26 protein-coding genes and 1 pseudogene are annotated in these 25,861 nt (G+C 62.8%); 6 read left to right on the forward strand and 21 right to left on the reverse strand.

The genetic code is table 11. The features are described 5' to 3' along the window. Positions 1 to 56: 56 nt before the first annotated feature. The 3 genes from QBK88_RS10125 (at position 57) to QBK88_RS10135 (ending at position 2,611) form a co-directional block, all read left to right on the forward strand. Positions 57 to 854 (forward strand): transporter substrate-binding domain-containing protein, encoded by a 798-nt coding sequence (locus QBK88_RS10125; RefSeq protein WP_268146057.1) that lies wholly within the window; start codon positions 57 to 59, stop codon positions 852 to 854. 67 nt (positions 855 to 921) lie between these two features. Then, positions 922 to 1,884 (forward strand): amino acid ABC transporter permease, encoded by a 963-nt coding sequence (locus tag QBK88_RS10130; protein WP_277961941.1) that lies wholly within the window; start codon positions 922 to 924, stop codon positions 1,882 to 1,884. Beyond that, on the forward strand, positions 1,877 to 2,611 hold the full coding sequence (locus QBK88_RS10135; RefSeq protein ID WP_277961957.1) for an amino acid ABC transporter ATP-binding protein: 735 nt from the start codon (positions 1,877 to 1,879) through the stop codon (positions 2,609 to 2,611). Before QBK88_RS10130 ends, QBK88_RS10135 begins: the two co-directional genes overlap by 8 nt. Before the next feature lie 768 nt (positions 2,612 to 3,379). Here the strand turns inward: QBK88_RS10135 and QBK88_RS10140 are convergent. From QBK88_RS10140 to ubiE, 10 genes are all read right to left on the reverse strand, one after another. After that, positions 3,380 to 4,954: a methyl-accepting chemotaxis protein gene (locus QBK88_RS10140; protein WP_277961942.1), complete on the reverse strand. Its 1,575-nt coding sequence runs from the start codon at positions 4,952 to 4,954 to the stop codon at positions 3,380 to 3,382. Positions 4,955 to 5,090: 136 nt separating this feature from the next. Further along, the gene (locus QBK88_RS10145) at positions 5,091 to 5,798 is read right to left on the reverse strand and encodes a 16S rRNA (uracil(1498)-N(3))-methyltransferase (protein ID WP_277961943.1); all 708 of its coding nucleotides are present in this window, start codon (positions 5,796 to 5,798) and stop codon (positions 5,091 to 5,093) included. Further along, positions 5,795 to 6,580: a twin-arginine translocase subunit TatC gene (gene tatC, locus QBK88_RS10150; protein WP_268146049.1), complete on the reverse strand. Its 786-nt coding sequence runs from the start codon at positions 6,578 to 6,580 to the stop codon at positions 5,795 to 5,797. Before tatC ends, QBK88_RS10145 begins: the two co-directional genes overlap by 4 nt. After that, positions 6,577 to 7,032, reverse strand: a complete 456-nt coding sequence (gene tatB / locus QBK88_RS10155) for a Sec-independent protein translocase protein TatB (RefSeq protein ID WP_277961944.1) — start codon at positions 7,030 to 7,032, stop codon at positions 6,577 to 6,579. The genes tatC and tatB overlap by 4 nt, the downstream gene beginning before the upstream one ends. Positions 7,033 to 7,035: 3 nt before the next feature. After that, positions 7,036 to 7,302 (reverse strand): twin-arginine translocase TatA/TatE family subunit, encoded by a 267-nt coding sequence (locus QBK88_RS10160; protein WP_158156372.1) that lies wholly within the window; start codon positions 7,300 to 7,302, stop codon positions 7,036 to 7,038. A 24-nt stretch (positions 7,303 to 7,326) separates the two neighbouring features. Beyond that, entirely contained in the window at positions 7,327 to 7,659 is a 333-nt protein-coding gene (locus tag QBK88_RS10165) for a phosphoribosyl-ATP diphosphatase (protein ID WP_268146040.1), read from the reverse strand. Further along, complete coding sequence (hisI, locus tag QBK88_RS10170) at positions 7,652 to 8,053, reverse strand: phosphoribosyl-AMP cyclohydrolase (RefSeq protein WP_277961945.1); 402 nt, start codon at positions 8,051 to 8,053, stop codon at positions 7,652 to 7,654. Before hisI ends, QBK88_RS10165 begins: the two co-directional genes overlap by 8 nt. 72 nt (positions 8,054 to 8,125) lie before the next feature. After that, on the reverse strand, positions 8,126 to 9,730 hold the full coding sequence (gene ubiB, locus QBK88_RS10175) for a ubiquinone biosynthesis regulatory protein kinase UbiB (protein ID WP_277961946.1): 1,605 nt from the start codon (positions 9,728 to 9,730) through the stop codon (positions 8,126 to 8,128). Next, positions 9,727 to 10,350, reverse strand: a complete 624-nt coding sequence (locus tag QBK88_RS10180; protein WP_277961947.1) for an SCP2 sterol-binding domain-containing protein — start codon at positions 10,348 to 10,350, stop codon at positions 9,727 to 9,729. The genes ubiB and QBK88_RS10180 overlap by 4 nt, the downstream gene beginning before the upstream one ends. Continuing rightward, positions 10,350 to 11,120, reverse strand: coding sequence for a bifunctional demethylmenaquinone methyltransferase/2-methoxy-6-polyprenyl-1,4-benzoquinol methylase UbiE (gene ubiE, locus QBK88_RS10185; protein ID WP_268146033.1), 771 nt, complete (start codon positions 11,118 to 11,120; stop codon positions 10,350 to 10,352). The genes QBK88_RS10180 and ubiE overlap by 1 nt, the downstream gene beginning before the upstream one ends. A 138-nt stretch (positions 11,121 to 11,258) precedes the next feature. On the opposite strand from ubiE, the gene QBK88_RS10190 reads away from it, so the two are divergent. Then, the gene (locus QBK88_RS10190; protein ID WP_268146031.1) at positions 11,259 to 11,537 is read left to right on the forward strand and encodes a polyhydroxyalkanoic acid system family protein; all 279 of its coding nucleotides are present in this window, start codon (positions 11,259 to 11,261) and stop codon (positions 11,535 to 11,537) included. An 89-nt stretch (positions 11,538 to 11,626) separates the two neighbouring features. Here QBK88_RS10190 and cptA read toward each other — a convergent pair whose 3' ends face one another. Next, positions 11,627 to 13,363 carry a phosphoethanolamine transferase CptA gene (cptA, locus tag QBK88_RS10195; RefSeq protein WP_277961948.1) on the reverse strand — a complete coding sequence of 579 codons (1,737 nt, stop codon included), beginning with the start codon at positions 13,361 to 13,363 and terminating at the stop codon, positions 11,627 to 11,629. Between the two features lie 225 nt (positions 13,364 to 13,588). Between cptA and QBK88_RS10200 the strand changes: the two genes are divergently transcribed. Together QBK88_RS10200 and QBK88_RS10205 are read left to right on the forward strand one after the other, a co-directional pair. Next, the gene (locus QBK88_RS10200) at positions 13,589 to 14,026 is read left to right on the forward strand and encodes a phasin family protein (RefSeq protein ID WP_277961949.1); all 438 of its coding nucleotides are present in this window, start codon (positions 13,589 to 13,591) and stop codon (positions 14,024 to 14,026) included. Positions 14,027 to 14,036: 10 nt separating this feature from the next. After that, positions 14,037 to 14,852, forward strand: coding sequence for a phasin family protein (locus QBK88_RS10205; protein WP_277961950.1), 816 nt, complete (start codon positions 14,037 to 14,039; stop codon positions 14,850 to 14,852). An 82-nt stretch (positions 14,853 to 14,934) separates the two neighbouring features. On the opposite strand, the gene QBK88_RS10210 is transcribed toward QBK88_RS10205, so the two are convergent. The 10 genes and pseudogenes from QBK88_RS10210 to QBK88_RS10255 form a co-directional block, all read right to left on the reverse strand. Further along, positions 14,935 to 15,549, reverse strand: a complete 615-nt coding sequence (locus QBK88_RS10210) for a TetR/AcrR family transcriptional regulator (protein ID WP_158156392.1) — start codon at positions 15,547 to 15,549, stop codon at positions 14,935 to 14,937. A 30-nt stretch (positions 15,550 to 15,579) separates the two neighbouring features. Next, positions 15,580 to 17,262: a class II poly(R)-hydroxyalkanoic acid synthase gene (gene phaC / locus QBK88_RS10215; RefSeq protein ID WP_277961951.1), complete on the reverse strand. Its 1,683-nt coding sequence runs from the start codon at positions 17,260 to 17,262 to the stop codon at positions 15,580 to 15,582. 115 nt (positions 17,263 to 17,377) lie between these two features. Further along, on the reverse strand, positions 17,378 to 18,235 hold the full coding sequence (gene phaZ / locus QBK88_RS10220; protein WP_268146024.1) for a poly(3-hydroxyalkanoate) depolymerase: 858 nt from the start codon (positions 18,233 to 18,235) through the stop codon (positions 17,378 to 17,380). A 67-nt stretch (positions 18,236 to 18,302) separates the two neighbouring features. Continuing rightward, positions 18,303 to 19,982, reverse strand: a complete 1,680-nt coding sequence (phaC, locus tag QBK88_RS10225; protein ID WP_277961952.1) for a class II poly(R)-hydroxyalkanoic acid synthase — start codon at positions 19,980 to 19,982, stop codon at positions 18,303 to 18,305. A gap of 248 nt (positions 19,983 to 20,230) precedes the next feature. Beyond that, positions 20,231 to 20,608, reverse strand: coding sequence for a DUF971 domain-containing protein (locus QBK88_RS10230; protein ID WP_277961953.1), 378 nt, complete (start codon positions 20,606 to 20,608; stop codon positions 20,231 to 20,233). A 107-nt stretch (positions 20,609 to 20,715) separates the two neighbouring features. Further along, on the reverse strand, positions 20,716 to 22,053 hold the full coding sequence (gene hslU, locus QBK88_RS10235; protein WP_158156401.1) for an ATP-dependent protease ATPase subunit HslU: 1,338 nt from the start codon (positions 22,051 to 22,053) through the stop codon (positions 20,716 to 20,718). A gap of 75 nt (positions 22,054 to 22,128) precedes the next feature. Continuing rightward, the gene (gene hslV / locus QBK88_RS10240; RefSeq protein ID WP_027979824.1) at positions 22,129 to 22,659 is read right to left on the reverse strand and encodes an ATP-dependent protease subunit HslV; all 531 of its coding nucleotides are present in this window, start codon (positions 22,657 to 22,659) and stop codon (positions 22,129 to 22,131) included. A 177-nt stretch (positions 22,660 to 22,836) separates the two neighbouring features. Continuing rightward, positions 22,837 to 23,526 carry an SPOR domain-containing protein gene (locus tag QBK88_RS10245; RefSeq protein ID WP_268146021.1) on the reverse strand — a complete coding sequence of 230 codons (690 nt, stop codon included), beginning with the start codon at positions 23,524 to 23,526 and terminating at the stop codon, positions 22,837 to 22,839. Between the two features lies 1 nt (position 23,527). Then, positions 23,528 to 25,264, reverse strand: a complete 1,737-nt coding sequence (gene argS / locus QBK88_RS10250) for an arginine--tRNA ligase (protein WP_277961954.1) — start codon at positions 25,262 to 25,264, stop codon at positions 23,528 to 23,530. A 203-nt stretch (positions 25,265 to 25,467) separates the two neighbouring features. Further along, positions 25,468 to 25,861 (reverse strand): annotated as a pseudogene (locus QBK88_RS10255) (primosomal protein N'); the annotation flags it as partial.

Below are 25,861 nucleotides of genomic sequence, written 5' to 3' on the forward strand. Positions count from 1 at the left end.
GCCCTGAATTGCCACGCGCGGGCACGTTGTGCGCGTTAGTTAGGGGACTTGGTGTGATGAAGAAGTATCTGTCGATGCTGCTGCTGGGCGTCATGGCGCTGGGCGCAGTCGGTTCCGCCCAGGCGGGTGCCATCGATGAAGCGGTCAAGCGTGGTACCTTGCGGGTGGGCATGGACCCCACCTACATGCCGTTCGAAATGACCGACAAGCGCGGCGAGATCATCGGCTTCGAAGTGGACCTGCTCAAGGCCATGGCCAAGTCCATGGGCGTCAAGCTGGAACTGGTGTCCACCAGCCTGGACGGTATCATTCCGGCCCTGCTGACCGACAAGTTCGACCTGATCGGCAGCGGCCTGACCCTGACCCAGGAACGCAACCTGCGCATCAACTTCAGCGACCCCTTCATCGTGGTCGGCCAGACCCTGCTGATCCGCAAGGACCTGCAAGACAAGATCAAGTCCTACAAGGACCTCAACGACCCGCAGTACCGCCTGACCTCCAAGGTGGGTACCACCGGCGAGATGGTCTCGCGCAAGCTGATCGCCAAGGCCCAGTACCACGGCTATGACAACGAACAGGAAGCGGTGATGGACGTGGTCAACGGCAAGGCCGACGCCTTCGTCTATGACTCGCCCTACAACGTGGTGGCCGTGGACAAGGCCGGCAACGGCAAGCTGCTGTTCCTGGACAAGCCGTTCACCTACGAGCCGTTGGCTTTCGGCCTGAAGAAAGGCGACTACGACAGCCTGAACTACATCAACAACTTCCTGCGTCAGGCCCATGAAGACGGGTCGTACGATCGCATTCACGACAAGTGGTTCAAGAACACCAAGTGGCTCCAGGACATGGAATAACCCCATTCCCCTTGCCTGACACCAACGCGCGGGCCTGCCCGCGCGTTCGCATTTACGGAACGCAGTAGTGATCAAACACAAGAAAGCCCAGTGGCCCTGGCACGGGCTGACGGCGCTGGTCCTGGTGGGCCTGGCTGTCGCCCTGTTTTACGCGACGTCGCTGATCTCCTATGAGTGGCGCTGGAACCGCGTGCCCCAGTACTTCGCCTACCAGGCCGAGGACGTGCAGCGCGCCGCCGGCAACGGCACCGTCGAAGCCATCGACCTGCAAGGCAAGATGGCCCGGGTGACGCTCAAGGATGAAGACGGCGACCAACAGGTGCTCAGCGTGGCCCAGGACAGTGTGAGAGTGTCCCAGGGCGATGATGTCTCCGAAGGTGACCCGGTAGGCGTTACCCGCCATTGGGCGGCTGGGCCGCTGGCATGGGGGCTGTGGGCCACCGTATGGATTTCGGTGGTGTCGGGTGTGATCGGCCTGTTCATCGGGCTGATGGCCGGGCTGTGCCGCCTGTCCAGCAACCCCACCCTGCGTGACCTGTCCACGGTGTACGTCGAGCTGGTGCGTGGCACGCCATTGCTGGTGCAACTGTTCATTTTCTACTTCTTCATCGGCACCGTGCTCAACCTGTCGCGGGAGTTCGCCGGTGTGGCCGCGCTGTCGCTGTTCACGGGCGCCTATGTGGCGGAGATCGTCCGTGCCGGTGTGCAGTCCATCGCCCGTGGCCAAGGCGAGGCGGCGCGGTCCCTGGGCCTGAGCGCCGGCCAGTCCATGCGCCATGTGATCCTGCCCCAGGCCTTCAAGCGCGTACTACCGCCATTGGCCGGGCAGTTCATCAGCCTGGTCAAGGACACCTCCCTGGTCTCGGTCATTTCCATCACCGAGCTGACCAAGAGCGGCCGTGAAGCCATCACCACCTCGTTCTCCACCTTCGAGATCTGGTTCTGCGTGGCGGCCCTGTATTTGCTGATCAACCTGCCGCTGTCGCACCTTGCCAGCCGGCTTGAGCGGAGGCTTGCACAAAGTGATTGAAGTACGTGATCTGGTGAAAGTCTTCGATACCCGTGGCCAGGTGGTACGAGCCGTGGACCATGTGACCACTCAGGTGGCGAAGGGCGAAGTTCTGGTGGTGGTCGGGCCTTCCGGGTCGGGCAAGTCGACCTTCCTGCGTTGCCTGAATGGCCTCGAGCAGTTCGACGAGGGCACCGTGAGCATTGATGGCCTGTCGCTGGCCGACCCGAAAACCGACATCAACGCCTACCGGCGTGAAGTGGGCATGGTGTTCCAGCACTTCAACCTGTTTCCACACATGACGGTGCTGGAGAACCTGTGCCTGGCGCAGAAGATCGTGCGCAAGCGCAGCAAGAAAGAGCGTGAGCAGAAGGCCCTGGCGTTGCTCGAGAAAGTGGGTATCGGCCAGAAGGCCAACGAGTACCCGTCGCGCCTGTCTGGCGGCCAGCAACAGCGCGTGGCCATTGCCCGTGCGTTGGCCATGGACCCCAAGGTCATGCTCTTCGACGAACCAACCTCCGCACTGGACCCGGAGATGGTCGGCGAGGTGCTGGATGTCATGAAGACCCTGGCCCTGGAAGGCATGACCATGATCTGCGTCACCCACGAAATGGGTTTTGCTCGCGAAGTGGCGCACCGCGTGCTGTTCTTCGACCATGGCAAGCTGCTGGAAGACTCGCCGCCCGATCAATTCTTCACCGAACCCAGAGACCCCCGCGCCCAGGCCTTCCTGCGCCAGGTGCTCTGAACACGCGCGAAGTACCTGCAGCGGCCCTGGCCCCGTTACAGGTGCCCGCGGCGCATCAGGCCTACCGCGCTGTACCCTTCCCGAGCTTCGCCCGGTCCCACAGGAATGCCGCTGAACCTGTAGGGACGGGCGCAGCTCGCGAACCAGGCGCCTCGACCGAAGCGGTTGCACGCCGCTTCACCCGGCATCATTTGTTTGAATTATTGTTGATACTTTTGATGGTTTGAAAACCTTCATAAATTGCAGGATTTGACAGTTGTCCGTGCCGCTCCCACGTTTAGATTAAGGTGTGTCACGACCTTTTCGTGGCTCTTATTCTGCAGAGGGTTTTTGAAATGGATGATCTCAGTACCATCGACTCGATATTTAACACTCCCACGTTGAATGGCCAGCTGGCCGATGGGAGATATCCGCCGTACGCCTCGGGAGGTACGTTCAAAGCGACCTATACGCCAGCTGTGGGCGATGTGGTTACATGGAAATGTGCAAGACACAATGTAGGCAATACAACCAGGGAACTAGGCTCCATGACGGTCGCAGCCAATAACTCAACAGACTTCCCGGTCAGTGGCACGACACTGACTTCGCTTAAGTCGGCAGGCACGGCGTGGGTATTTCAATACCTTGTCAGAAGGGGAAGTACAGAAATGGGACATTCATACTTGTTGCTTGTCAATCTGGGAAATGCGCTATAAGTACGCGCCCAGCTGGCGCCCTTGTCTGCCTGGCCTTTGATAGAACACGCAGCGGCATAGGGCGCCTCATCTTTTATACCCTGAACCGCCCCACCAGGCCCTGCAAATGGGTGCCCAGGCGCGCCAGTTCGATACTGGACGCGGCTGTTTCCTCGCTGGCGGCGGACGTTTGATCCGATACATCGCGCACGGTCATCACGCTGCGGTTGATCTCTTCGGCCACAGCGCTCTGCTGCTCGGCCGCCGCGGCAATCTGCTGGTTCATGTTCTGGATGGTCGACACCGTGCGGGTGATGCTTTCCAGCGAACTGCCAGCGCGGCGGCTCAGTTCCACGCTGCTCTCGGTCAGTGTGCGGCTATTGTCCATCACCGCTGAGACCTGCTGGGTGCCGCTCTGCAGGCCGGCGATCAACTGCTCGATTTCCTCGGTGGACTGCTGGGTGCGCTGGGCCAGGCTGCGCACTTCGTCCGCGACCACGGCGAAGCCGCGGCCGGCTTCACCGGCACGGGCCGCTTCGATGGCGGCGTTCAGGGCCAGCAGGTTGGTCTGTTGGGCTACCGACTTGATCACGTCCAGCACGCCGCCAATCTTGTCGCTTTCGCGCTTGAGCTGTCCCATGGCCTCGGTGGAGTGCCCCACTTCGGCCGCCAGGCGCTCGATCTGCTCAATGGCCTCGCTGACTACCCGATCGCCTTCCCGGGCCTGTTGGTCGGCCGCCACGGCCGCCTCACTGGCTTGTTCGGCGTTGCGGGCCACTTCCTGCACGGTGGCGGCCATCTGGTTCATGGCGGTGGCCACTTGATCGGTCTCCACTTTCTGGCTGGTGACGCCGGCGCTCGTCTGCTCCGTCACCGCTGAAAGCTCTTCGGCGGCGCTGGCCAATTGGGTAATGCCGTCGCTGATACCGCCGATCAGGGTACGCAGGCCCACGGTCATGCGTTGCAGGCTGTTCTGCAGTTGGCCCAGCTCGTCACGGCGGTCGACGCTGTGGTCATGGCTGAGATCGCCAGCGGCTACCTCGTCCATGATCTTCAGGGTGGCCTGCAATGGGCGAACTATCTGCCGCGTGATGGCGAAACCCGCCAGCATGCTGAAGACCAGCGCCATCACTGCGGCGACGCTCAGCCATGAACGGGCATTGGCCGCATCGGCATCGCGTTTGCTGGTCTGGGATTTGCTCAGCTCGTCGCTCATGTCCAGCAGCACGCTGCCGGCATCGCCCAAGCGTTTGAACAGGGCGGTGTTGTCGCTACTGCCGGTTTTCTGTGCCTGCTCCAGTTGGTCCAATGCCTGGCGATACTGGCGGGCGGCTTCAATCTGGCGGTCGACACGGCTCAAGTCTTCGGGGTCTGTCAGCTGCTGGCGTGCGGTGGCCAGCTGGCGATCCAGGCTATTGAGCACGTCCAGCAGTTTGTCGGTGGTGGCGGCCTGCGTCGCGACCTGGAGGCGGGTGATACGCAGGTCACGGGTCAGATCACCCACGTGGGCGATGGTGTTGAGCTTGTCGCCCCTGTTGATCAGGGCGTCGAGGCCAGTCCAGGCGGTGCTGGTGGTCAGCAGGGTCATGAGCAGGACCAGGCCGAAGCCAAGTATCAGTTTGCGCCGGACACTGATATGCCCAAGGTGGTATTGCATCCAACGGTACATGCGCTTGCACTCCTAGCGAGCAGTCAGGGCGTAATGCCTTAGCGTGACCTTGTATCGGCTCGGTGCAAAGGTTCTGTAATGCCGTGGATCGGACTTTTCCACGCTTTGGTGCGCTTGCCAGCGAAAAGGGCGGCGTTTAGAACAAGCGGGCAAGCAAGGCGGTGACGGCGGTCTCGACGCGAAGGATGCGCTCGCCCAGTTGCACCGGGCTCAAGCCGGCCTTGGCCAGCAGGTCGACCTCGTAGGGGATCCAACCGCCCTCGGGGCCGATGGCCAGGGTCACCGGTTCCTGCAAGGCGCGAGGGCAGGGTGGGTAATTGCCGGGGTGGCCGACCAGGCCCAGGGTGCCATCAGCGATGGCGGGCAGGCGGTCTTCGACGAAAGGCTTGAAGCGCTTCTCGACGATGATCTCGGGCAGCACCGTGTCACGGGCCTGTTCCAGGCCCAGCACCAGGTTTTCGCGGATGGCCTCGGCCTGCAGGAACGGCGTCTGCCAGAAGCTTTTCTCCACCCGGTAGCTGTTGACCAGAATGACCTTGGCAACGCCCATGGTGGCGATGGTCTGAAACACCCGGCGCAGCATTTTCGGGCGCGGCAGCGCCAGTACCAGGGTCAGCGGCAGCTTGGCCGGTGGCGCCTGGTCCAGTACCACCTGCAGCTCAGCTTCGCGAGGCTCCAGGCGTACGACTTCGGCCCGGCCCATCAGGCCACCGATGCGCCCCACGCGCAAGCTGTCGCCCACGGCCACGCCATGGACCTCTTGCATGTGGACCAGGCGGCGATCACGCAGGACCACCCGGTCGGCCGCGATGAAGTCGGCCTCCTCGAGCAACAGCAGGTTCACGGCAGGGTAGCTGGCGGCTGGTCGTCTTTGTCGCTGGTTTGTTCAGCGTCGCCGCGCTTGCTCACCAGCCCGCCAAACAGCACGCCAATCTCGAACAGCAGCCACATGGGCACCGCCAGCAGGGTCTGCGAGAAAATGTCCGGTGGCGTGAGGATCATGCCCACCACGAAGCAGCCGATGATCACGTACGGGCGCATTTTCTTCAGTTGCGCCACGTCGACCACGCCGATCCACACCAGCAGCACCACGGCCACCGGGATCTCGAAGGCCACGCCGAAGGCGAAGAACAAGGTCATGACGAAATCGAGGTAGCTGGTGATGTCGGTCATCATTTCCACGCCCGCCGGGGTGGCGGCGGCGAAGAACTTGAAGATCAGCGGGAACACCAGGAAATACGCGAAGGCCATGCCGCAGTAGAACAGCAGGATGCTGGACACCAGCAACGGCACCGCCACGCGCTTTTCATGCTTGTACAGGCCGGGGGCGATGAAGCCCCAGATCTGGTGCAGGATCACCGGGATGGCCAGGAACAGCGAGACCATCATGGTCAGCTTCAGCGGCGTGAGGAAAGGCGAGGACACGTCGGTGGCGATCATCGTCGCCCCGGCCGGCAGGTACTGGCGCAGCGGGATGGAGACGAAGGTGTAGATCTGCTGGGTAAAGGCGAACAGGCCGGCGAAGATGATGAAAATCGCGGCTACGCAGCGCAGCAGTCGGGTACGCAACTCGGTGAGGTGCGAGACCAGCGGCATGGGCTGGTCGTTTTCGGGAATTTCGCTCATGGGGCTCGCGGCGGCTGTGTCGGGTCGTGAGGCGGGGTGTGCTCGCCGGGAACTTGCTCGGGCATCGGCTGCCCGGCCATGGGTGCATGGCCTGGTTGCGCGACATGGCTATCGCGATCAAGGTCGGCTGCCGCAGGAGGCGGGGGCGTTTCGATCGGGGCGGCCAAGGGCTGCGGCTGCGCAGGCGTGGGATTGATCGCCTGCTGCAGCGGGCTCAGGATCTTCCTGGCTTCCTGCTCCAGCGACATGATGTGCTCGTTGTGCAGTTGCCGGCGAATTTCATCGGCGCCTATTTCGCGCTCCACTTCCGCCTTGATGGCATTGAAGCTGCGCTTGAGCCGGCCAACCCACAACCCTGCGGTGCGCGCGGCGCCCGGCAGGCGCTCGGGGCCTAGCACGAGCAGGGCCACCAGGCCTACCAGAAGCAATTCGCTGAAGCTGATCCCGAACATGACTTAGTCTTTCCTGATCGGCTCTTCGACTTTCTGGGCCGTGGCGTCGATGGTGTGCGGCTGGCTCAGGGGCGAGGTGGCCTGCGGGTGCACGGGCTGGGCAGGCGGTACCGGCTGTTCGGCAGGCTTGTCGTCATCGTTCATGGCCTTGCGAAAGCCCTTGATCGACTCGCCGACGTCGGTGCCCAGGTTTTTCAGCTTCTTGGTACCGAAAACCAGTACCACGACAATCAGGATGACAATCCAGTGTTTCCAGTCAAAGAGACCCATGGGGTATTTCCTCGTTCAAATACGTTATGAAGGCTGACGGGCGGCTTTCTCGGCATGGCCGGACAGCCCGAAACGGCGGTCCAGTTCGTCCAGGACGGCTTGTGGGTGTTGGCCCATCGCCGCCAGCATCACCAGGCTATGGAACCACAGATCGGCGGTTTCATAGATGACATCGCTGTAATCTCCGCTGATGGCGGCGTCCTTGGCGGCGATGATGGTCTCCACGGACTCTTCGCCGACCTTTTCCAGAATCTTGTTCAGGCCCTTGTGGTACAGGCTGGCGACGTAGGAGCTGTCGGGCTCGGCGCCTTTGCGCGACTCCAGCACTTCGGCGAGTCGGGTCAGGGTGTCATTCATGGCTGTGTCCTGCCTGATAAATGGCCTTCGGGTCCTTGAGCACGGGGTCGACGGTTTTCCATTCGCCGTTTTCGTGGACGCGATAGAAGCAGCTCTGACGGCCAGTATGGCAGGCAATATCGCCCACTTGCTCGACCATCAGGATGATGACGTCGGCGTCGCAGTCCAGGCGCATTTCGTGCAGGTGCTGCACGTGGCCGGAGTCTTCACCCTTGCGCCACAGCTTGCCGCGCGAGCGCGACCAGTAGATGGCACGGTTTTCGGCCGCGGTCAGGGCCAGGGCCTCGCGGTTCATCCAGGCCATCATCAGCACGCGCCCGGTCTTGTTATCCTGGGCGATGGCCGGTACAAGGCCGTCGCTGTTCCAGTTGATCTCGTCCAGCCAGTCTTTCATTTTCGACTCCGACAACGAGTTCGACTCGCTCGAACTCCTCTCTAGTGTGCCAGCCTCATGGGCGGCTGGCTATCAACGCGCGACCAGATATAGGCCTGCGGCCAGCATCACCCATGCCGGCCAGGCCGCCAGGGTGTCGATGGCGCCGCCGGTGGCGGCCAGTGTCGCACCCCCGGCCAGCAGCACGCCACCCACCACCCGAACCAGGCGCTGTTCGCTGGGCTTGCGCCACGGTGGCGAAGGGTCGCGGGCATGGGGCTGCGACATGCGTTCGAGCAGGTCGCGGGTCATGTTGGCCAGGTGCGGCAGTTGCTCCACCTGGGACTGCACGTTGTGGAACAGGTTCTTGGGGCTCATGCGCTCGCGCATCCAGCGTTCCAGGAACGGTTGGGCGGTGCTCCACAGGTCCAGGTCCGGGTACAGCTGGCGGCCCAGGCCTTCGATGTTCAGCAGGGTTTTCTGCAGAAGAACTAGCTGTGGCTGCACTTCCATGTTGAAGCGCCGGGCGGTCTGGAACAAGCGCATCAGCACCTGGCCGAAGGAGATATCCTTCAGCGGCTTCTCGAAGATCGGCTCGCACACCGTGCGGATCGCCGCCTCGAACTCGTTGAGCTTGGTCTCGGCCGGCACCCAGCCCGAATCGATGTGCAACTGCGCCACGCGCCGGTAGTCACGCTTGAAGAACGCAAACAGGTTGCGCGCCAGGTAGTCCTGGTCCTCGGGCGTGAGGCTGCCGACGATGCCGCAGTCGATCGCGATGTACTTGGGGCTCCACGGCGCCACTGTGCTGATGAAGATGTTGCCCGGGTGCATGTCGGCGTGGAAGAAGCTGTCGCGGAACACCTGGGTGAAGAAGATCTCCACGCCGCGTTCTGCCAGCAGCTTCATGTCGGTACGCTGGTCGGCCAGGGTGGCGAGGTCAGTGACCTGGATGCCGTAGATGCGCTCCATCACCAGCACTTTGGGCCGGCACCAGTCCCAGTACACCTGGGGCACGTAGAGCATGTCCGAATCTTCGAAGTTGCGCCGCAGCTGGCTGGAGTTGGCGGCTTCGCGCAACAGGTCCAGTTCGTCGTAGATGGTCTTCTCGTAGTCGGCCACCACGTCCACCGGGTGCAGCAGGCGTGCGTCGGCGGAAAACTTTTCTGCCCAGCGCGCCAGCAGGAACAGCCACGCCAGGTCCTGGCCGATGATCGGCTTGAGGCCGGGGCGCACCACCTTGACCACCACTTCCTCACCCGTGCGCAGCTGCGCCGAATGCACCTGGGCCACCGAGGCAGACGCCAGCGGCTCGACATCGAAGCGGCTGAACACCTCGCTGATCTTCTTGCCCAACTGCTCCTCGATCAGCTTTACCGCCTTTTGCGGGTCGAAGGGCGGCACACGGTCTTGCAGCAGCATCAGCTCATCGGCGATGTCTTCAGGCAGCAGGTCGCGGCGGGTGGACAGCAGTTGGCCGAACTTGATGAAGATCGGCCCCAGGTCCTGCAAGGCCAGGCGCAGGGCAGCGCCACGGCTGAGCTCCAGGCGCTTGCGCGGTAACCAGCGCCATGGCATGCCAAAGCGCGTGATGCGCAGGAACCACGGCAGGGGGAGGGCAAATAGCAGGTCATCGAGACGGTAGCGGATCACGACGCGCTGGATGCGCAACAAACGGCGGACGGCAAGCAGCTTCATGCGTTATCGCTGGAGTTGAGGGATCGGACGAGACGCTCTAGGCGCGCTTCGAGGCGTTCGACATCGACTTTGAGCTCGTCGAGTTCGGCGAACCTGGCTTCGGCTTCATGCTTGCCCACCAGGGTTCGGGTTTCTTCGGCCAGGTATTCGGCCATGTTCTGGTTCAGGCTGGCAACGCCTTTGCGGACCCAGCTTGCGTCGCGGCGCAGGTGGCCGCTGATCAGTTGGCTGGCCACGGGGCCGAGCCAGCGTTGCAGCTCGTATTCCCAGTCCAGCTCCAGGTCCTGCAGCACGCCTACCAGTTCCAGCAGCACGCCGCTATCGCCGCTGAGGTCGACCTGGGGGCTGTGCAGCACGGCGGGCTTGTCCTGGCTGACGGCCAGTTGCACCAGGCAGCTGGCCGGGGCCTGCAGCACGCAGTCGGCCGGCGCCGTCCATTGGCTGGCCAGCATTAGGCCTTCGCCGCTGGGCAGGATGAAGAGCTTCATGGCAGGCATCAGGCAATCGACTTCGATGACCTTGCCGGCCAGGCGCGCCAGCCGGGGCAGGGCGGTGCCGTCAAGGCGCAGTACACGGTTCAGACCGTGCTCGGCGCTGGCGATCAGGCCGCTGTACAGCATCAGGGCTTGATGCCCCGGTGCAGCGCAACGATGCCGGAGGTCATGTTGTGGTACGTGACGCGGTCGAAACCTGCCTGCACCATCATGGCCTTCAGGGTTTCCTGGTCGGGGTGCATGCGGATCGATTCGGCCAGGTAGCGGTAGCTTTCCGAGTCGTTGGTGATCAGCTTGCCAGCCAATGGCATGAAGGCAAACGAGTAAGCGTCGTAGACCTTGGACATCAGCTTGTTGGTGGGCTTGGAGAACTCCAGCACCAGCAGGCGGCCGCCCGGCTTGAGCACGCGCAGCATCGACGCGATGGCGTCTTCCTTGTGGGTGACGTTGCGCAGGCCGAAGGCAATGGTCACGCAGTCGAAGTAGTTGTCCGGGAACGGCAGCTTCTCGGCGTCGGCCTGCACGAACCTGACGTTGCCGGCAACGCCCAGGTCCAGCAGGCGGTCACGACCTACCTTGAGCATGGATTCGTTGATGTCGGCCAGCACCACTTCGCCGGTGCTGCCCACCAGGTTCGAGAACTTGCGGGTGAGGTCGCCCGTGCCGCCGGCGATGTCCAGCACGCGGTTGCCGCTGCGCACGCCGGACAGTTCGATGGCAAAGCGTTTCCACAGCCGGTGCATGCCACCCGAGAGCACGTCATTCATCAGGTCGTACTTGGCCGCTACCGAGTGGAACACCTCGGCGACCTTCTCGGCCTTCTTGCTTTCGGGCACATTCTTGTAGCCGAAGTGGGTAGTAGGTTCGGCATCGCTGGCTTTGCGCTGATCGGTCATATCGCTGTCACCGGAAAAAATTACTGGCCATTCTAATCCCCATGGCCGGCTTTGTCTTGGCAAGGCTGGGTTGCAGATGGCTTGGCGGGCCAACCGCGATACTATAGGCAGCATTATCACTTATTCGGGAAGGGTCGGATGACGCAAATCAGCGTTGAGCGCAAACACAACCTGGGGCGCGACGCGGCCCGGCAGAAAGCCGAGGTGCTGGTGGACAAGCTGGCCAGGGAATACGACCTGCAGGCCCGCTGGGACGGTGACACGGTAGAGGTCAAGCGCAGCGGCGCCAGCGGCACCATCCGGATCGGTGACGACATCATCCGCGTGGACCTGAAGCTGGGCATGATGCTGTCGATCATGGGGTCGTCCATCAAGGGCGAGATCGAGAAGGCCCTGGACAAGGCCCTGGTGGCCTGACGTGTAGCCGCTGCCCCGGCACATCGGATGCGCCGCGGCGCCTGAGATGCGGCCTGGCGGCCGCTGCTGCAGGGAAGGGGTGGCCTGGGTTACTTCTGGACCACGGCGGCGTTGGCATCGGCCTTGGGTGCGATGGTGGCGTAGTCGCGCAGGTTCTTGGGGTTGTAGGGGTCGCCGATCAGGCGCGGGCGCACCACGAACTTGTCATTGACCAGGCTCTTGGTCGGGTCCCATTCATTGAACGTCAGGCCCGCCATGTCCGCGAAGGTATGGATCAGGTTCTGGCTGCTGTACGGCCGGTTGACATCGCCCTGGAAGCTCCAGGCATGGTCGGCCTTCCATTTTGGCGAGGCCCAGGTCAGGAAGGGGATGGTGTACATCGCCGAGGTCGGGTTGCCTTCGTTGCGGCCCAGGTTGGTGTGGTCGCCCGAGTCGTACACGTCTTCACCGTGGTCGGACAGGTACAGCAGGAAACCGTTGGGGTCTGCCGCCTGGAACTTCTTGATCAGGTTCGACACCACGAAGTCGTTGTAGAGCACCGCATTGTCGTAATCGTTGTAGGTTTCCAGGCGTTCACCGGTAATCGATGGTGGCACGCCGACGTTGTCAGTGAATTTGGCGAATTCCGGCGGGTAGCGGTACTGGTAGCTGACATGGGTGCCCAGCAAATGAATGATGATCAGTTTGCGGGGCGCCGCATCATTCAGCACCTTGGCGAACGGCTCGATCACGTCACCGTCGTACTGACGGGCGTTCTGGTTGCGGTTGTTGTTCAGGTATACCTGCTCGTCCGCCTGCTCGGAGAACGTGGTGAGCATGGTGTTGCGCTTGGTGAGGGTCTGCTGGTTGGTGATCCAGTAGGTCTTGTAACCCGCCTGTTTCATCATTTTCACGATCGATGGCGTCTTCAGGAACTCGTCCGGGTGCTCCTCGTCGGCGAAGGTCAGCACCTGTTGCAGCGCTTCGATGGTGTAGGGGCGCGGGGTGACCACGTCATTGAAGATGCTCAACTGGTCGCGCATCTTCGAGAGTTCCGGGTTGGTGTCGCGGCCATAGCCATACAGGCTCATGTGCCCGCGGTTGGTGGATTCGCCAATCACCAGCACCAGGGTCGACGGCTGGCCGGCCATGGTGTCCTTGAGGTTGGTCAAGGGCGGGATCTTGGCATCCAGCGCCAGCATGTCCTGCATGCCGTCGAGCTGCTTGAGGTAGTTGTTGTAGCCAATCACCAACTGCCACGGCACCGCGGGCTCCATGCGGCCCTGGAACGACTCCATGCCGCTTTCGTAGCTGCCTTTCTTCTTCACGGCCTTGATCAGCGGCCACACTACCAGGCCCAGGATCAGGGCCAGGCTCACCGCGATGGCCTTGGTGGTGCTGATGCGCACCGGGCGCAGGCGAGTCCAGATGAACACCGGCACGGCGGCGTACAGCAGGAAGGTGGGCACCATCCACCACTGGAAATACTGCCCCAGGTACTCGCCGGCCTCGGCGTTGTTGGACTCGAACATGATGAAGATCACGCTCTGCGAGAACTCCTGGTGGTACACCAGGAAGTAGAACAGGCTGCCCAGCGAGCACAGAAACAGGATGATCCCCAGGACCGCGGCGATCAGCTTGGTGCGAGAAGGGAACAGCAGTGCCGGGATCAGCCACAGGGCGCTGAGGAAGAATGCGTCGCGAAAGCCTTGAAAGCCCGTGGTGCCGGTGTACAGGATCAGGGCCTGTGTAACGCCGGAGAAATACCAGAAGAACAGAAATAGCCAGCCAAGGCCTGCCCAGTCGGTGCGGGTGCGGCGTGGAACGGCGGGGGAGGCAGTGGTCATAGGGCGTTCAACTCTCGACGATCAGGCGCCAGGAGCCAGCACCTAAAAAACAAAGCGAACGGCATCCTACGGGGCGAAATGTGAGATTTATGTCAAAACCATGTGCAAAGCGGGTGAAGGGGTATCGGCTCTTAGGGTGAGCATTCTAATTTTTGTCATTAATGTGTGCTCAGGCCCTGCGGTTGGGTGGGCGATCCTCCATTCTTTCCAAGCATGAGGTGCACCATGGCAAAAGCGACCCTGAAGAAGAAAGTCCAGGAACCGGCCGAGCATGCCGCCGGCGAAGTTCGTTCCTATGCGCGCAAGATCTGGCTGGCCGGCATCGGTGCCTATGCCAAGGCCGGCAAGGAAGGCGTCAGCTACATCAAGGAGCTGATCAAGACAGGCGAGGGCGTCGAGAAGTCCGGTAAGAAAAAGATCGACGCCGAGATCAAGGCCGCCAACACCGAAATCGCCGAAGTGAAGGGCGAGGTCAAGGCGGAGCTCAAGTCCGTGAAGGGTAAGGTCGAGCTGCAGCTCGATCGTATCGAAAGTGCATTCGATACCCGCGTTGCCAGTGCCTTGAACCGCATCGGCATTCCATCTAAACATGATGTCGAGACACTCTCTGCTAAGCTCGATGAGCTGACGGCATTGCTCGAACGTGTCGCGCGTAAACAATAAGGAGAGCAGGATGGCTGGCAAGAAGAAGGTTGAGAAAGAAGGCAGCTCCTGGGTCGGCGAGGTTGAGAAATACTCTCGCCAGATCTGGCTGGCTGGTTTAGGCGCTTACTCCAAGATCAGCAATGACGGCAGTAAGCTTTTCGAGAACCTGGTCAAGGACGGCGAGAAGGCCGAGGAAGAAGCCAAGGCCGAAGTGGACAAGGGTGTTGACTCGGTCAAGTCCACCGCCAAGAGCGCGAAGTCGCGGGTGGGTGAAGTGAAGGATCGTGCACTGGGCAAGTGGAGTGAGCTGGAGGAAGCGTTCGATAAGCGCCTCAACAGCGCCATCTCGCGTCTGGGCGTGCCTAGCCGCCTTGAGGTCAAGCAGTTGCACAGCAAGGTCGATACGCTGACCAAGCAGATCGAGAAGCTGACAGGGCAGTCGGTGACCCCGATCTCCAGCCGCTCGACCGCAACCAAACCGGCCGCCAAGCCCGCGGCCAAACCGCTGGCCAAGGCAGCCGCGAAGCCGGTAGCCAAGGCAGCCTCCGCTGCCAAGACCGCCACCAAGGCCGTGGCCAAACCGGTGGCGGCGAAAACCGCCGCGGCGGCCAAGACGGCCACCAAGGCGGCCGCGAAGCCGGTTGCCGCCGCAAAAGCCGCGGCCAAGCCTGCTGCCAAGTCCGCAGCCAGGAAGCCTGTGGCCAAGAAGCCTGCCGCGGCCAAGCCTGCAACCCCGGCGGCCAGCGCGGCACCTGCTGCTTCGGCATCCACCGCCAACAGCGCTTCGCCATCGGCCCCTGCTGCCAGCAGCACGTCGACCCCGGCAAGCGCACCGCAGTCCTGATTCCAGGTGCTGCCCGCACGCCCGGCCCGCAAAGGCCGGGCGTTTTTATTGGTGCCTATGCACAGACCCGCAGCGGGCCGGGTCAGCCTTCCAGGTAGCGCAGCGCCAGTTGCTCCGCTGCCTGGCGTGGCTCGGGGTGCAGGTGCGGGGCCACCAGCATCATGATCTGGTAAACCACTACGCCCACCTCGCCATCGCGGCCAAGGATGCGCTGGTAGTCCAGGGAAAATACCAGCGTCAGGGTGATCTGCTCCACCAGTTGCCCCAGTGCCTGGGTGTCACTGGTGACCTGGCCCTGGGCCTTGAGGCTGGCCAGCAGCGAGGCCAGGGTGCGCTTGATGGCGTTGAGCAGGCTGCGCACGCCCCGCGCCAGCTTGGGCAGGCGCCCGGCGAGGTTGGACAGGTCCTGGAACAGGAAGCGGTACTGCGCCATGCGTTCCACGATCAGGTGCAGGAACAGCCAATAGTCTTCGGCCGTCAGTTGCACGTCCTCGGGTGGGTCGAGCAGGGGCGTGAGTTCATCCTCGAAACGCTCGAACAAACCCAGTATCAACGGCTCCTTGCCGTGGAAGTGGTAATACAGGTTGCCGGGGCTGATGCCCATCTCATTGGCTATTTCCATGGTCGAGACATTGGGCTCGCCCTGCTGGTTGAACAACTGCAGGGCACATTCCAGGATACGGTCGCGCGTCTTCATCCGGTTGGTCGTCAGTCCTTGGGCCCCAGGTCAGCGCACCAGCACGTAAGTGCCGGGTGCCGCGTCCAGGGTGGGGTAATTGGCATTGCCCAGGGCTGTCTGGGTTTCGCGCTGGGTGCCTGAGCGGGCCTGTACCCAGGTCAGCCATTGCGGCCACCAACTGCCCTCCACGTTCTTGGCATCGTAGTACCAGGCCCGCGGGTCGCTGCTCAGGCGCGGGTTGTCGACGTACGAGGCCTTCGGGTTGCCCGGTGGGTTGAGAATGCTCTGGACGTGGCCGGCGTTGGACAGAATGAAGCGCCGGTCACCTCCCAGCAGCAGGGTGGAGCGGTACACCGCGTCCCAGGGCGTGATGTGGTCATTGATGCCGGCCACACTGAAGCTGTCCACCGTGACCTTGGACAGGTCGATGGCCGTGCCGCACACCTCCAGCCCCCCCGCGTGCGTCAACGGGTTGTGCTTGAAGAAGTCCAGCAGGTCACCGTGCAGCGCGGCGGGCAAACGGGTGTTGTCGTTGTTCCAGTACAGTACGTCGAAAGGCGGCGGGGCCTTGCCCAGCAGGTAGTTGTTGACGAAGTAATTCCAGATCAGGTCGTTGGGGCGCATCCAGGCGAACACCCTGGCCATGTCTCGGCCGTCCAGCACGCCATGCTGGTAGGACCGGCGCTTGGCCGCTTCCAGGGCCTGTTCATCGGCGAACAGGGTGGCTGGGCTATCGATCTCGCTGTCGAGCAGGCTCACCAGGTAGGTGGCACTGGCCACCCGACGCAACTGCCGCTTGGCTTGCAGCACGCCTTGCAGGGCTGCCATGGTCAGGCCGCCGGCGCAAGCGCCCATCAGGTTCACTTCGCGCGCGCCGGTGATCGCCCGGCATACGTTGAGCGCTTCTTCCAACGCTTCCACATATGTGGAGAGGCCCCATTCGCGATGGCGCGGGTCCGGGTTGCGCCAGCTGATGGTGAACACCTGCAGGCCGTTTTTCAGCGCGTACTGAACGAAGCTGTTGCCCGGGCTGAGATCGAAGATGTAGTACTTGTTGATTTGCGGCGGCACGATCAGCAGAGGTTTGGCGTACTGCTTTTCGCTCATGGGCTTGTACTGGATCAGCTCCAGCAATTCATTGCGAAACACCACGGCGCCGGGGGTGGTAGCCACGGTCTTGCCCACCTCAAAGGCTTCGCGCGTTACCTGGCGCGGCAGGCCGTTGTTGTGGCGCAGGTCGTCGAGCAGGTGGTTGATGCCCTTGAACAGGCTCAGGCCGCCGGAGTTGAACAACTCTTTGAGCGCCAGGGGGTTGAGCAATGAGTTGGTGGGCGACATGGCGTCGTTGAGCAGGGTAAACACGAAATGGGCGCGGGCGCGCTCGTCGTCGGGCAGGCCGCTGTCATCGATCCAGGTCTTCACTTCCTTTTGCCAGCTCAGGTAGGCCTGCAGCCCGCGCCGGTAAAAAGGGTTCAGGCTCCAGGCCGGGTCGCTGAAGCGGGTGTCCTTCGGGTTGGGCTGGTGCAGCGTGTCGCCCATCAGCACGCGCCCAAGCTGGCTACCTAGCGCCAGGGCGTGCCGAGCGGTATGCACGGGGTGCAACAGGCTGTGGCGGCCCACGTTGCGCAAGGTCGAAACCAGGTCGCGACCCCGCAGGCCGGTAATCGCGCTCTGGGCGTTCATGAAGCTGGCGGCGGTGAGCGCCTGCCCCTTTGCTGGTTTGTCTTTCATGCGGCAACACTCCTTCGTCGAGCCATCAACCAACACTGCGGTGCACACCCGGGAAGCCGGGTGTGCGCGGGTCGCGACGGGCACTCCGGCCCGGCACGCGACAACCGGCGGCCTGTCAGGGGCCGCCAAACGGCGCCGGCTGCGGATGCATCACCGCGCGTTGGCGCTCTTCCTGGAGAAACTTCATGATGATCGGGGCGACAGCCTCGGCGCGGGTAATCAGGAACAGGTGGCCGTCGTCGATGATGTGCAGTTGGGCATTGGGGATGCGCCAGGCCAGCAGGCGCATGTTGATCAGCGGGATCAGCGGGTCATCGTCGCCGGCCAGCACCAGGGTCGGCTGGTGGATCTTGTGCAACCAGTGGATGCTGGTCCAGCCCAGCCCTGCGAACAGTTGCCAGTAGTAGCCCAGCTTGCCCGAGGAGCGCACCTTGCTGGCGTGGTTCATGGCCAGGTCCGGGTCGCGGCGAAAGGCACCGCCGTAGATCTCGGGGGCGATGCGCACCACATGGGAGGGCTGGATGTAGCGTCTGGGGCTGGCCATCATCCATAGCACCTTGGGCTTGCCCGGCACCATCACCGCGCCAGCGGCCGTGGCGGCCAGCACCAGTTTCTTGCAGCGTTCGGGGTAGTCATAGGCGAATTGCTGCGCCAGCGCGCCGCCCCACGACACGCCGATGGCATTGACCTGGCCGTAATCGAGGTAGTCGAGCATCCGCGCGGTCAGCCTTGCCAGGCCCGGAAACCGGTACGGGTAGCTGGGCGTTGAAGACCCCCCCACCCCCGGTACGTCGAACGCGATGACTTCCAGGTCCGGGTCCAGTGCATCGACGAACGGGAACACCAGTTCCAGGTTGGCCCCGATACCGTTGAAGATCAGCAGTGGCGTCAGGTGCGGCTTGCCGGGCCTGACGGCCGTGCGGATGGCTTGGCCATCCAGGTCGACGGTCCGGAAGATGTACGGTTGCTGCATGCATCAGCCCTATAGGTTGTGCCGCCGCATCAGTCACTGCGGCGGTGCTCGGACGGGCCTTGGCGCCTCAGCGCTCGTGCACGTAAGTCCCGGGTGAAGCCTCTCCGGCCGGGTATGCCTTGTTGCCCAGCTTGAGTGGCGCTTGTTTCATTTCCCCTGAACGCTCGGCCAGCCAGGCGGCCCAGTACAACCACCAGGAATCGGTGTGCTTGGTTGAGTCGTCCTGCCACTGGGCAGGGGTGGACGTCAGTTGGCTGTTGGTCATGAACCGCGCCTTGGGGTTGCCCGGCGGGTTGAGAATGCTCTGGATATGGCCACTGCTGGACAACACGAACTCCACCTTGCCACCGAACAGCTGTGCTGACTTGTAGCACGAAGTCCATGGCGTGATGTGGTCATTGGTGCCGGCCAGGCAGAAGACATCGCTGTCGACCTGCTTGAGGTCGATGGCAGTACCGCACACTTCAAGGGCGCCGGCCCGGGTCAGTGGGTTGTTCTTGAACATTTCGATCAGGTCGCCGTGGAAGGCGGCCGGCAGGCGCGTGGTGTCGTTGTTCCAGAACAGAATGTCGAACACCGGCGGCTCGTTGCCCATCAGGTAGTTGTTGACCCAATAGTTCCAGATCAGGTCATTGGGGCGCATCCAGGCGAATATCTTCGCCATGTCCTTGCCCTCGAGCACGCCGGATTGGTAGGAGTGGCGCTTGGCAGCTTCCAGGGTCTGCTCGTCGACGAACAAGGCGACCTGGGTATCCAGGGTGGTGTCCAGTACGCTGACCAGCAAGGTCAGGGCGTTGACCTTGCGTTCCCCGAGGGCGGCGTAATGGCCCAGCAGGGCGGTGCAGGTGATGCCGCCGGAGCAGGCGCCGAGCATGTTTACGTCGGGGCTGCCGGTGACGGCGGTGACCACGTCCACGGCTTCCTTCAGGGCGTCTATATAGGTCGACAGGCCCCACTCGCGCTGAGCCTTGGTAGGGTTGCGCCAGCTGACGATGAAGGTCTGCACGTTGCTGCGCAGGCAGAAGCGCGCCAGGCTCTTCTCGGGGCTGAGGTCGAATACGTAGAACTTGTTGATTTGCGGTGGCACCACCAGCAGTGGACGTTCATGGGTCTGTTCGGTGGTGGGCCGGTACTGGATCAGTTCCAGCACGTCATTGCGGTAGATCACCGACCCTTCGGTGATGCCCAGGTTCTTGCCCACCTCGAAAGCATCCATGTTGACCTGGCTGGGCATGCCGCCATTGTTGACCAGGTCCTTGGCCAGGTGCGCCAGGCCATCGAGCAGGCTCTTGCCACCGGTTTCGAAGAAGCGCTTGACCGCCGCCGGGTTGGCCATGCTGTTGGTGGGGGCCATGGCCTCGGTCATCAGGTTGATGACGAAGTGGGCGCGAGCGATGTCCTGGTCCGACAGGTTACTGTCGCCGGCCCAGTCGTGCAGCTCCTTGCGCCAGGCCAGGTAGGTCTGCAGGTAGCGGCGGTACAGAGGGTTCTGGCTCCAGGCCGGGTCGTTGAAACGACGGTCGTCGCTTTCCGGCGTCAGGCTGGATTTGCCGAACAGCACGTTCTTGAGTTCCAGGCCGAAGTGGGCCACGTGCTTGGCACTGTGCAGCGGCTGCCTGAGCGCCTGACGCAAAATCATGCGCGCGGAGCTCAGCAGGTCCTTGCCGCGCAAGCCGATGACAGGGTTCAGCCCCAGGGTGTTTTCCGAGGCCTGGTACTTCAGTTCATCGTTGTTCTTGATACTCATCTACGACGCTCCGTTGTCCTGAGACGAGTACTGGTGGGTGACTGTGCCGACAGCGCAGCCGCGAGCCAGTACTACTGCCCGGGTGACCAGTGATAGCGAACAGTTGAATCCAAACGATGCAGGGAACCTGCCAGTTCCATTGGTTACCCGGTTTTGCATGAAACCGCAAGCGGCCAGAATCCGAACGCTGCCCAGGCATTCAAGCAAATAGAATTAGAAAATGCTCTCTAGAAAATCCGGGGCCCGGGCTAGAGCATCAGTTTGACCACCGCCAGCGCGGGGTCGCGGGTTTTTCCGGCTTTTTGCAGCTCGTCCAGATAATCGGCCCAGAGTTGTTCCTGGCGAACCGACAACTGGTAGAGGTAATCCCAGGTAAACAGGCCGCTATCGTGGCCGTCGTCGAAGGTCAATTTCAGTGCGTATTGGCCGGCAGGCTCTATTTTGGACAGGCCTACACCCAATTTGCCGAATTGCAGTATCGGCTTGCCGTGGCCTTGAACCTCGGCGGAGGGGGAGTGCACCCGCAGAAATTCAGCGGGCAGGTGGTATGCCTCGTCCGGCCCATAGGTGAGGGTCAGGGTTTTCGAGGCCTTGTGCAGGTTGATAGCGGTGGGGAGTTTGGTCATGGGGATAGGCCTGTTGGTTACCCCCCAATCTTCAAAACGCTACAACCGTCTGTGGTACCGGCGAAGCTCGGTACCACAGGGGGCGGCGCGAAGGCGGGGCTGATGCCTTACAGGATATACCGGGACAGGTCTTCGTTCTGCGCCAATTCGCCCAGGTGGCTGTTGACGTAGTCGGCGTCGATCAGGATCGGCGCTTCGCTGTGGGCCGCGGCCAGGTCGCCGGCGCTGAACGACACTTCCTCAAGCAGGCGCTCAAGCAAGGTGTGTAGGCGGCGGGCACCGATGTTTTCGGTCTTCTCGTTGACCTGCCAGGCGATCTCGGCCAGGCGCTTGATGCCTTCGGGCGCGAACTCGATGTTCAGGCCTTCGGTTTTCAGCAGCTCGCGGTACTGCTCGGTCAGCGAAGCGTGCGGTTCCTGCAGGATGCGCTCGAAGTCTTCCGGGCTCAGGGCCTTGAGTTCCACACGAATCGGCAGGCGGCCTTGCAGCTCGGGCACCAGGTCGCTCGGTTTGCTCAGGTGGAAAGCGCCGGAAGCGATGAACAGGATATGGTCGGTCTTGACCATGCCCAGCTTGGTGTTCACCGTGCAGCCTTCGATCAGCGGCAGCAGGTCGCGCTGCACACCTTCACGGGACACATCGGCACCGCCGACGTTGCCGCGCTTGGCGACCTTGTCGATTTCGTCGATGAACACGATACCGTGCTGCTCGACGGCCTCCAGGGCCTTGGCCTTGAGTTCTTCCTCGTTGACCAGGCGCCCGGCTTCTTCCTCGCGTACCAGCTTGAGTGCTTCCTTGACCTTGAGCTTGCGGCTTTTCTTCTTGCCTTTGCCCATGTTGGCGAACAGGTTCTGCAACTGGCTGGTCATTTCTTCCATGCCCGGCGGCGCGGAAATGTCGACGCCCACGGCTTCCGCCACTTCGATCTCGATTTCCTTGTCGTCCAGCTGGCCTTCACGCAGGCGCTTGCGGAACAGCTGGCGGGTGTTGGAGTCGGTGCTGTGGCCCTGGTCTTCGTTGAAGCCCGTGCGCGCCGGCGGCAGCAAGGCGTCGAGGATGCGCTCTTCGGCGGCGTCCTCGGCGCGGTGCTGCACGCGGGTGATTTCCTGCTCGCGCAGCAGCTTGAGCGCAGCGTCGGCCAGGTCGCGAATGATCGACTCGACGTCACGGCCCACATAGCCCACTTCGGTGAACTTGGTGGCTTCGACCTTGATGAACGGCGCGTTGGCCAGCTTGGCCAGGCGGCGGGCGATTTCGGTCTTGCCGACGCCGGTAGGGCCGATCATCAGGATGTTCTTGGGCGTCACTTCAACGCGCAGCTCGGCGGGCAGCTGCATGCGGCGCCAGCGGTTGCGCAGGGCAATGGCGACGGCGCGCTTGGCATCGTCCTGGCCGATGATGTGGCGGTTGAGTTCGTGGACGATCTCGCGGGGGGTCATGGACATGGTATGTGGCGGTCCTCTAGCGGTGATTCCAAGCGTGGAAAAGCCCGGCGTCGGGCCGGGCGCCAAAACAGCTTGTCACTCCGCGAGGTCCTGCTCCTCGATGGTCAGGTTATGGTTGGTGAACACGCAGATGTCGCCGGCGATGCCCAGGGCGGTCTCGGCGATTTCTCGGGCCGACAGCTCGGTTTTCATCAGCAGGGCGCGGGCCGCGGCTTGTGCGTACGCACCGCCCGAACCCATGGCGATCAGGCCGTCCTCGGGTTCGACCACGTCACCGTTGCCGGTGATGATCAAGGAGGCGTCCTTGTTGGCGACGGCCAGCATGGCCTCCAGGCGGCTCAGGGAGCGGTCGGTGCGCCATTCCTTGGCAAGTTCCACGGCGGCACGCACCAGGTGGCCCTGATGTTTCTCCAGTTGGCCTTCAAAACGCTCGAACAGCGTGAAGGCGTCGGCGGTGGCACCGGCGAAGCCGGCGATCACCTGGCCGTGGTACAGGCGGCGCACTTTCTTGGCGTTGCCTTTCATCACGGTATTACCGAGGGAAACCTGGCCGTCGCCGCCCATGACGACTTTGCCGTGGCGGCGAACTGAAACGATGGTGGTCAAGGGGAGAGTCTCCACGCAGCGGGGCGAAAATGCCCTGATGGAAACTCATATGGGGGTGGGGATGGGTATTTCAACCTTCCCGGATGGGCGGTGTTGGGGCAGGGGTGTCTTCTTGCCGAGCTGCACCCGGTCCTGCAGGGGGTGGTCTGCAGGCCGGGCGAAGCTCGGCAAAGGGGGTTACTGGCGGGTCTGGCGTTGTTGTAACAGCAAGTTGCTGAAGCCGCTGCCCGACAGTTGCTTCTGGGCCACGGTCAGCTGTTCGCGGTTGCTGAACGGTCCCACCAGCACGCGGTACCAGGTCTCGTCCTTGACGGTGCCGGATTCGACCGACACGGCCTGGCCCAGCAGGATGATCTGCGCCCGCACACGGTCAGCGTCAGCCTGCTTGCGGAACGAGCCAGCCTGCAGGAAGAACTGCGTGGTAGCCGCAGGCTTGATCACGGCGGGCGCCGGGGGTGGCGTCTGCCCCGACAGGGCAGCCTGGGCCCGGGCAGTATCGATCTTCGCTGCTTCCGCCGGGGTAACCGGTGGTTGCGCCGGTACGGGCGGGGTTTTCTCCGGCACGGCTTCAGGCGGCACGATTACTTCAGACTCGGGCAGCAGGGTATAGAAGTCGTACTTGGGCTTGACCGGCGCTTGCGGGCTCGGTGGCGTCTTGTTGGCCTCGGCGATCTTGTCGGCCTTGGCCTGCTCGGGCTTGACCCGCTTGACGTCGTCGTGGCCCGGCTCCAGCTTCATCAGGAACACGATGAACGCGCCGACCGTGAGGCCGACCGCCATCCATACCCATCCCGGGATCGGCTTTTTCGCTGGAGCGGAGTTTCGGCTGGCGCCACGCTTGGGAGCTGGGGTTTTCTTGGCGGCCAACTTACATGCGCTCCAGGGTTTCCAGGCCGAGCAACTCCAGGCCTTGCTTGAGGGTACGACCGGTCAGGGCGGCCAGGCGCAGGCGGCTTTGCTGCTGCGCAGGCGTTTCGGCGCTCAGGATCGGGCAGTTTTCGTAGAAGCTGGAGAACAGCCCGGCCACATCGTACAGGTAGGTGCACAGCACGTGGGGGGTGCCCTTCTCGGCAACGTTGTTCAGTACTTCACCGAACTGCGCCAGCTTGGCGGCCAGTTCGTGTTCCTGCGCGGCTTCCAGAACGATCTGGCCGTCGACGTCGGCAAAACCCTTGCCCAGTTTGCGGAACACGCCGGCCACGCGGGTGTAGGCGTACAGCAGGTAGGGCGCAGTGTTGCCTTCGAAGTTCAGCATCAGGTCGAAGTTGAAGCTGTAGTCGCTGGTGCGGTGCTTGGACAGGTCGGCGTATTTCACCGAGTCGATGCCCACCACCTTGGCGATGTTGCGCAGTTCGTCCTCGGCCAGCTCCGGGTTCTTTTCCTTCACCAATACGTAGGCGCGTTCCTGGGCTTCGGTCAGCAGGTCGATCAGCTTCACGGTGCCGCCGTCACGGGTCTTGAACGGGCGGCCATCGGCGCCGTTCATGGTGCCGAAGCCCATGTGTTCCATGTCCATCGGGTGGCCCACGAAGCCGGCCTTGCGGGCCACGGCGAACACCTGCTGGAAGTGCAGGGCCTGGCGCTGGTCAACGAAGTACAGGGCGCGGTCGGCCTGCAGCGTGTTGCTGCGGTAGCGCACGGCGGCAAGGTCGGTGGTGGCGTACAGGTAGCCGCCGTCGGCCTTGACGATGATCACCGGCAGCGGCTCGCCCTCGGCGTTCTTGAACTCGTCGAGGAACACGCACTGGGCGCCGTTGCTTTCCACCAGCAGGCCTGCAGCCTTCAGGTCGTTGACCACGTTGATCAGGTCGTCGTTGTAGGCGCTTTCGCCCATCACGTCGGCCATGGTCAGCTTGACGTTCAGTAGCTCGTAGATCTTCTGGCAGTGGGACAGCGAGATGTCCTTGAAGCGCGTCCACAGTGCCAGGCACTCGGCATCGCCGGCCTGCAGCTTGACCACCAGGCCGCGGGCACGGTCGGCGAACTCCGGCGACTCGTCGAAGCGTTGCTTGGCTGCGCGGTAGAAGTTTTCCAGGTCCGACAGCTCGTCACTGTTGATGGGGTTTTCCTGCAGGTAGGCCATCAGCATGCCGAACTGGGTGCCCCAGTCGCCCACGTGGTTCTGGCGAATCACCTCGTCGCCGAGGAACTCCAGTACCCGCGCCACGCCGTCACCGATGATGGTGGAGCGCAGGTGGCCCACGTGCATTTCCTTGGCCAGGTTGGGGGCGGACAGGTCGACTACCACGCGCTGGGCAGCGCCGGCCTTGCGCACGCCGACCCTGGCGTCGGCCAGGGCGGCGTCGAGGCGGCCCGCCAGGGCCTGGGTGTTCTGGAAGAAGTTGAGGAAGCCGGGGCCGGCGATCTCGACCTTGCTGATCTGCGCGTCGGCAGGCAGGGCGGCGATCAGCTTCTCGGCCAGGTCGCGCGGCTTCAGGCCCGAAGGCTTGGCCAGCATCATGGCGATGTTGCTGGCGAAGTCGCCGTTTTTCTTGTCGCGGGCGTTTTCCACCTGGATCGCTGGCGTCAAGCCTTCAGGCAACACACCTTCCGTGACGAGTTGGGTGAGGGCTTGTTGAATCAGCTGGCGAATGGTGTCTTTCATGGTCTTCTCGTTCGTCCGCGTGGGCGGGCGGCGCCTGGAAGCGCGGGTGGAAAAACTGGATATTATCCGGTGCTGGTGGGGCGTTGCCAACCTTGTTTGGCTTTAAATCTGTGTTGTCATCTTCCCAAGCTTCGCCCGGCCCTGCAGGTCGAGGCGTCGCCCCGCAGGACCGGGTGGAGCTTGGGAACCCGCCAGCACGGTCTTCAATAGAGATCGACGGGGTCCACATCCAGGGACCAGCGCACCTGCCGCCCGCTGGGCATTTGCTCCAGGTTCAGCAGCCAGCTGGCGATCAACTTGTGCAGCGGCGCCCGGGCACTGGCCTGCAACAGCAGCTGCGCCCGGTAACGGCCGGCCCGGCGTTCCATGGGGGCCGGCACCGGCCCGAGCAGTTCGATGCCCGCAAGCTGCATTTGTTCCAGCAACTGTTCGGCCACGCCGCACGCCTCGTCCAGAAAGCCCTCGGCCTGGCCGGGCTTGTGGGCTTCGGCGCGCAGCAGGGCCAGGTGCGCAAAGGGCGGCAGGCCAGCGGCGCGGCGCTCGCTCAGGGCCTGTTCGGCAAAGGCGAAATAGCCTTGTTCGGTCAGTTGCACCAGC

It is taken from the genome of Pseudomonas sp. RIT-To-2 (assembly GCF_029623465.1).
Lineage (GTDB): Bacteria > Pseudomonadota > Gammaproteobacteria > Pseudomonadales > Pseudomonadaceae > Aquipseudomonas > Aquipseudomonas silvicola.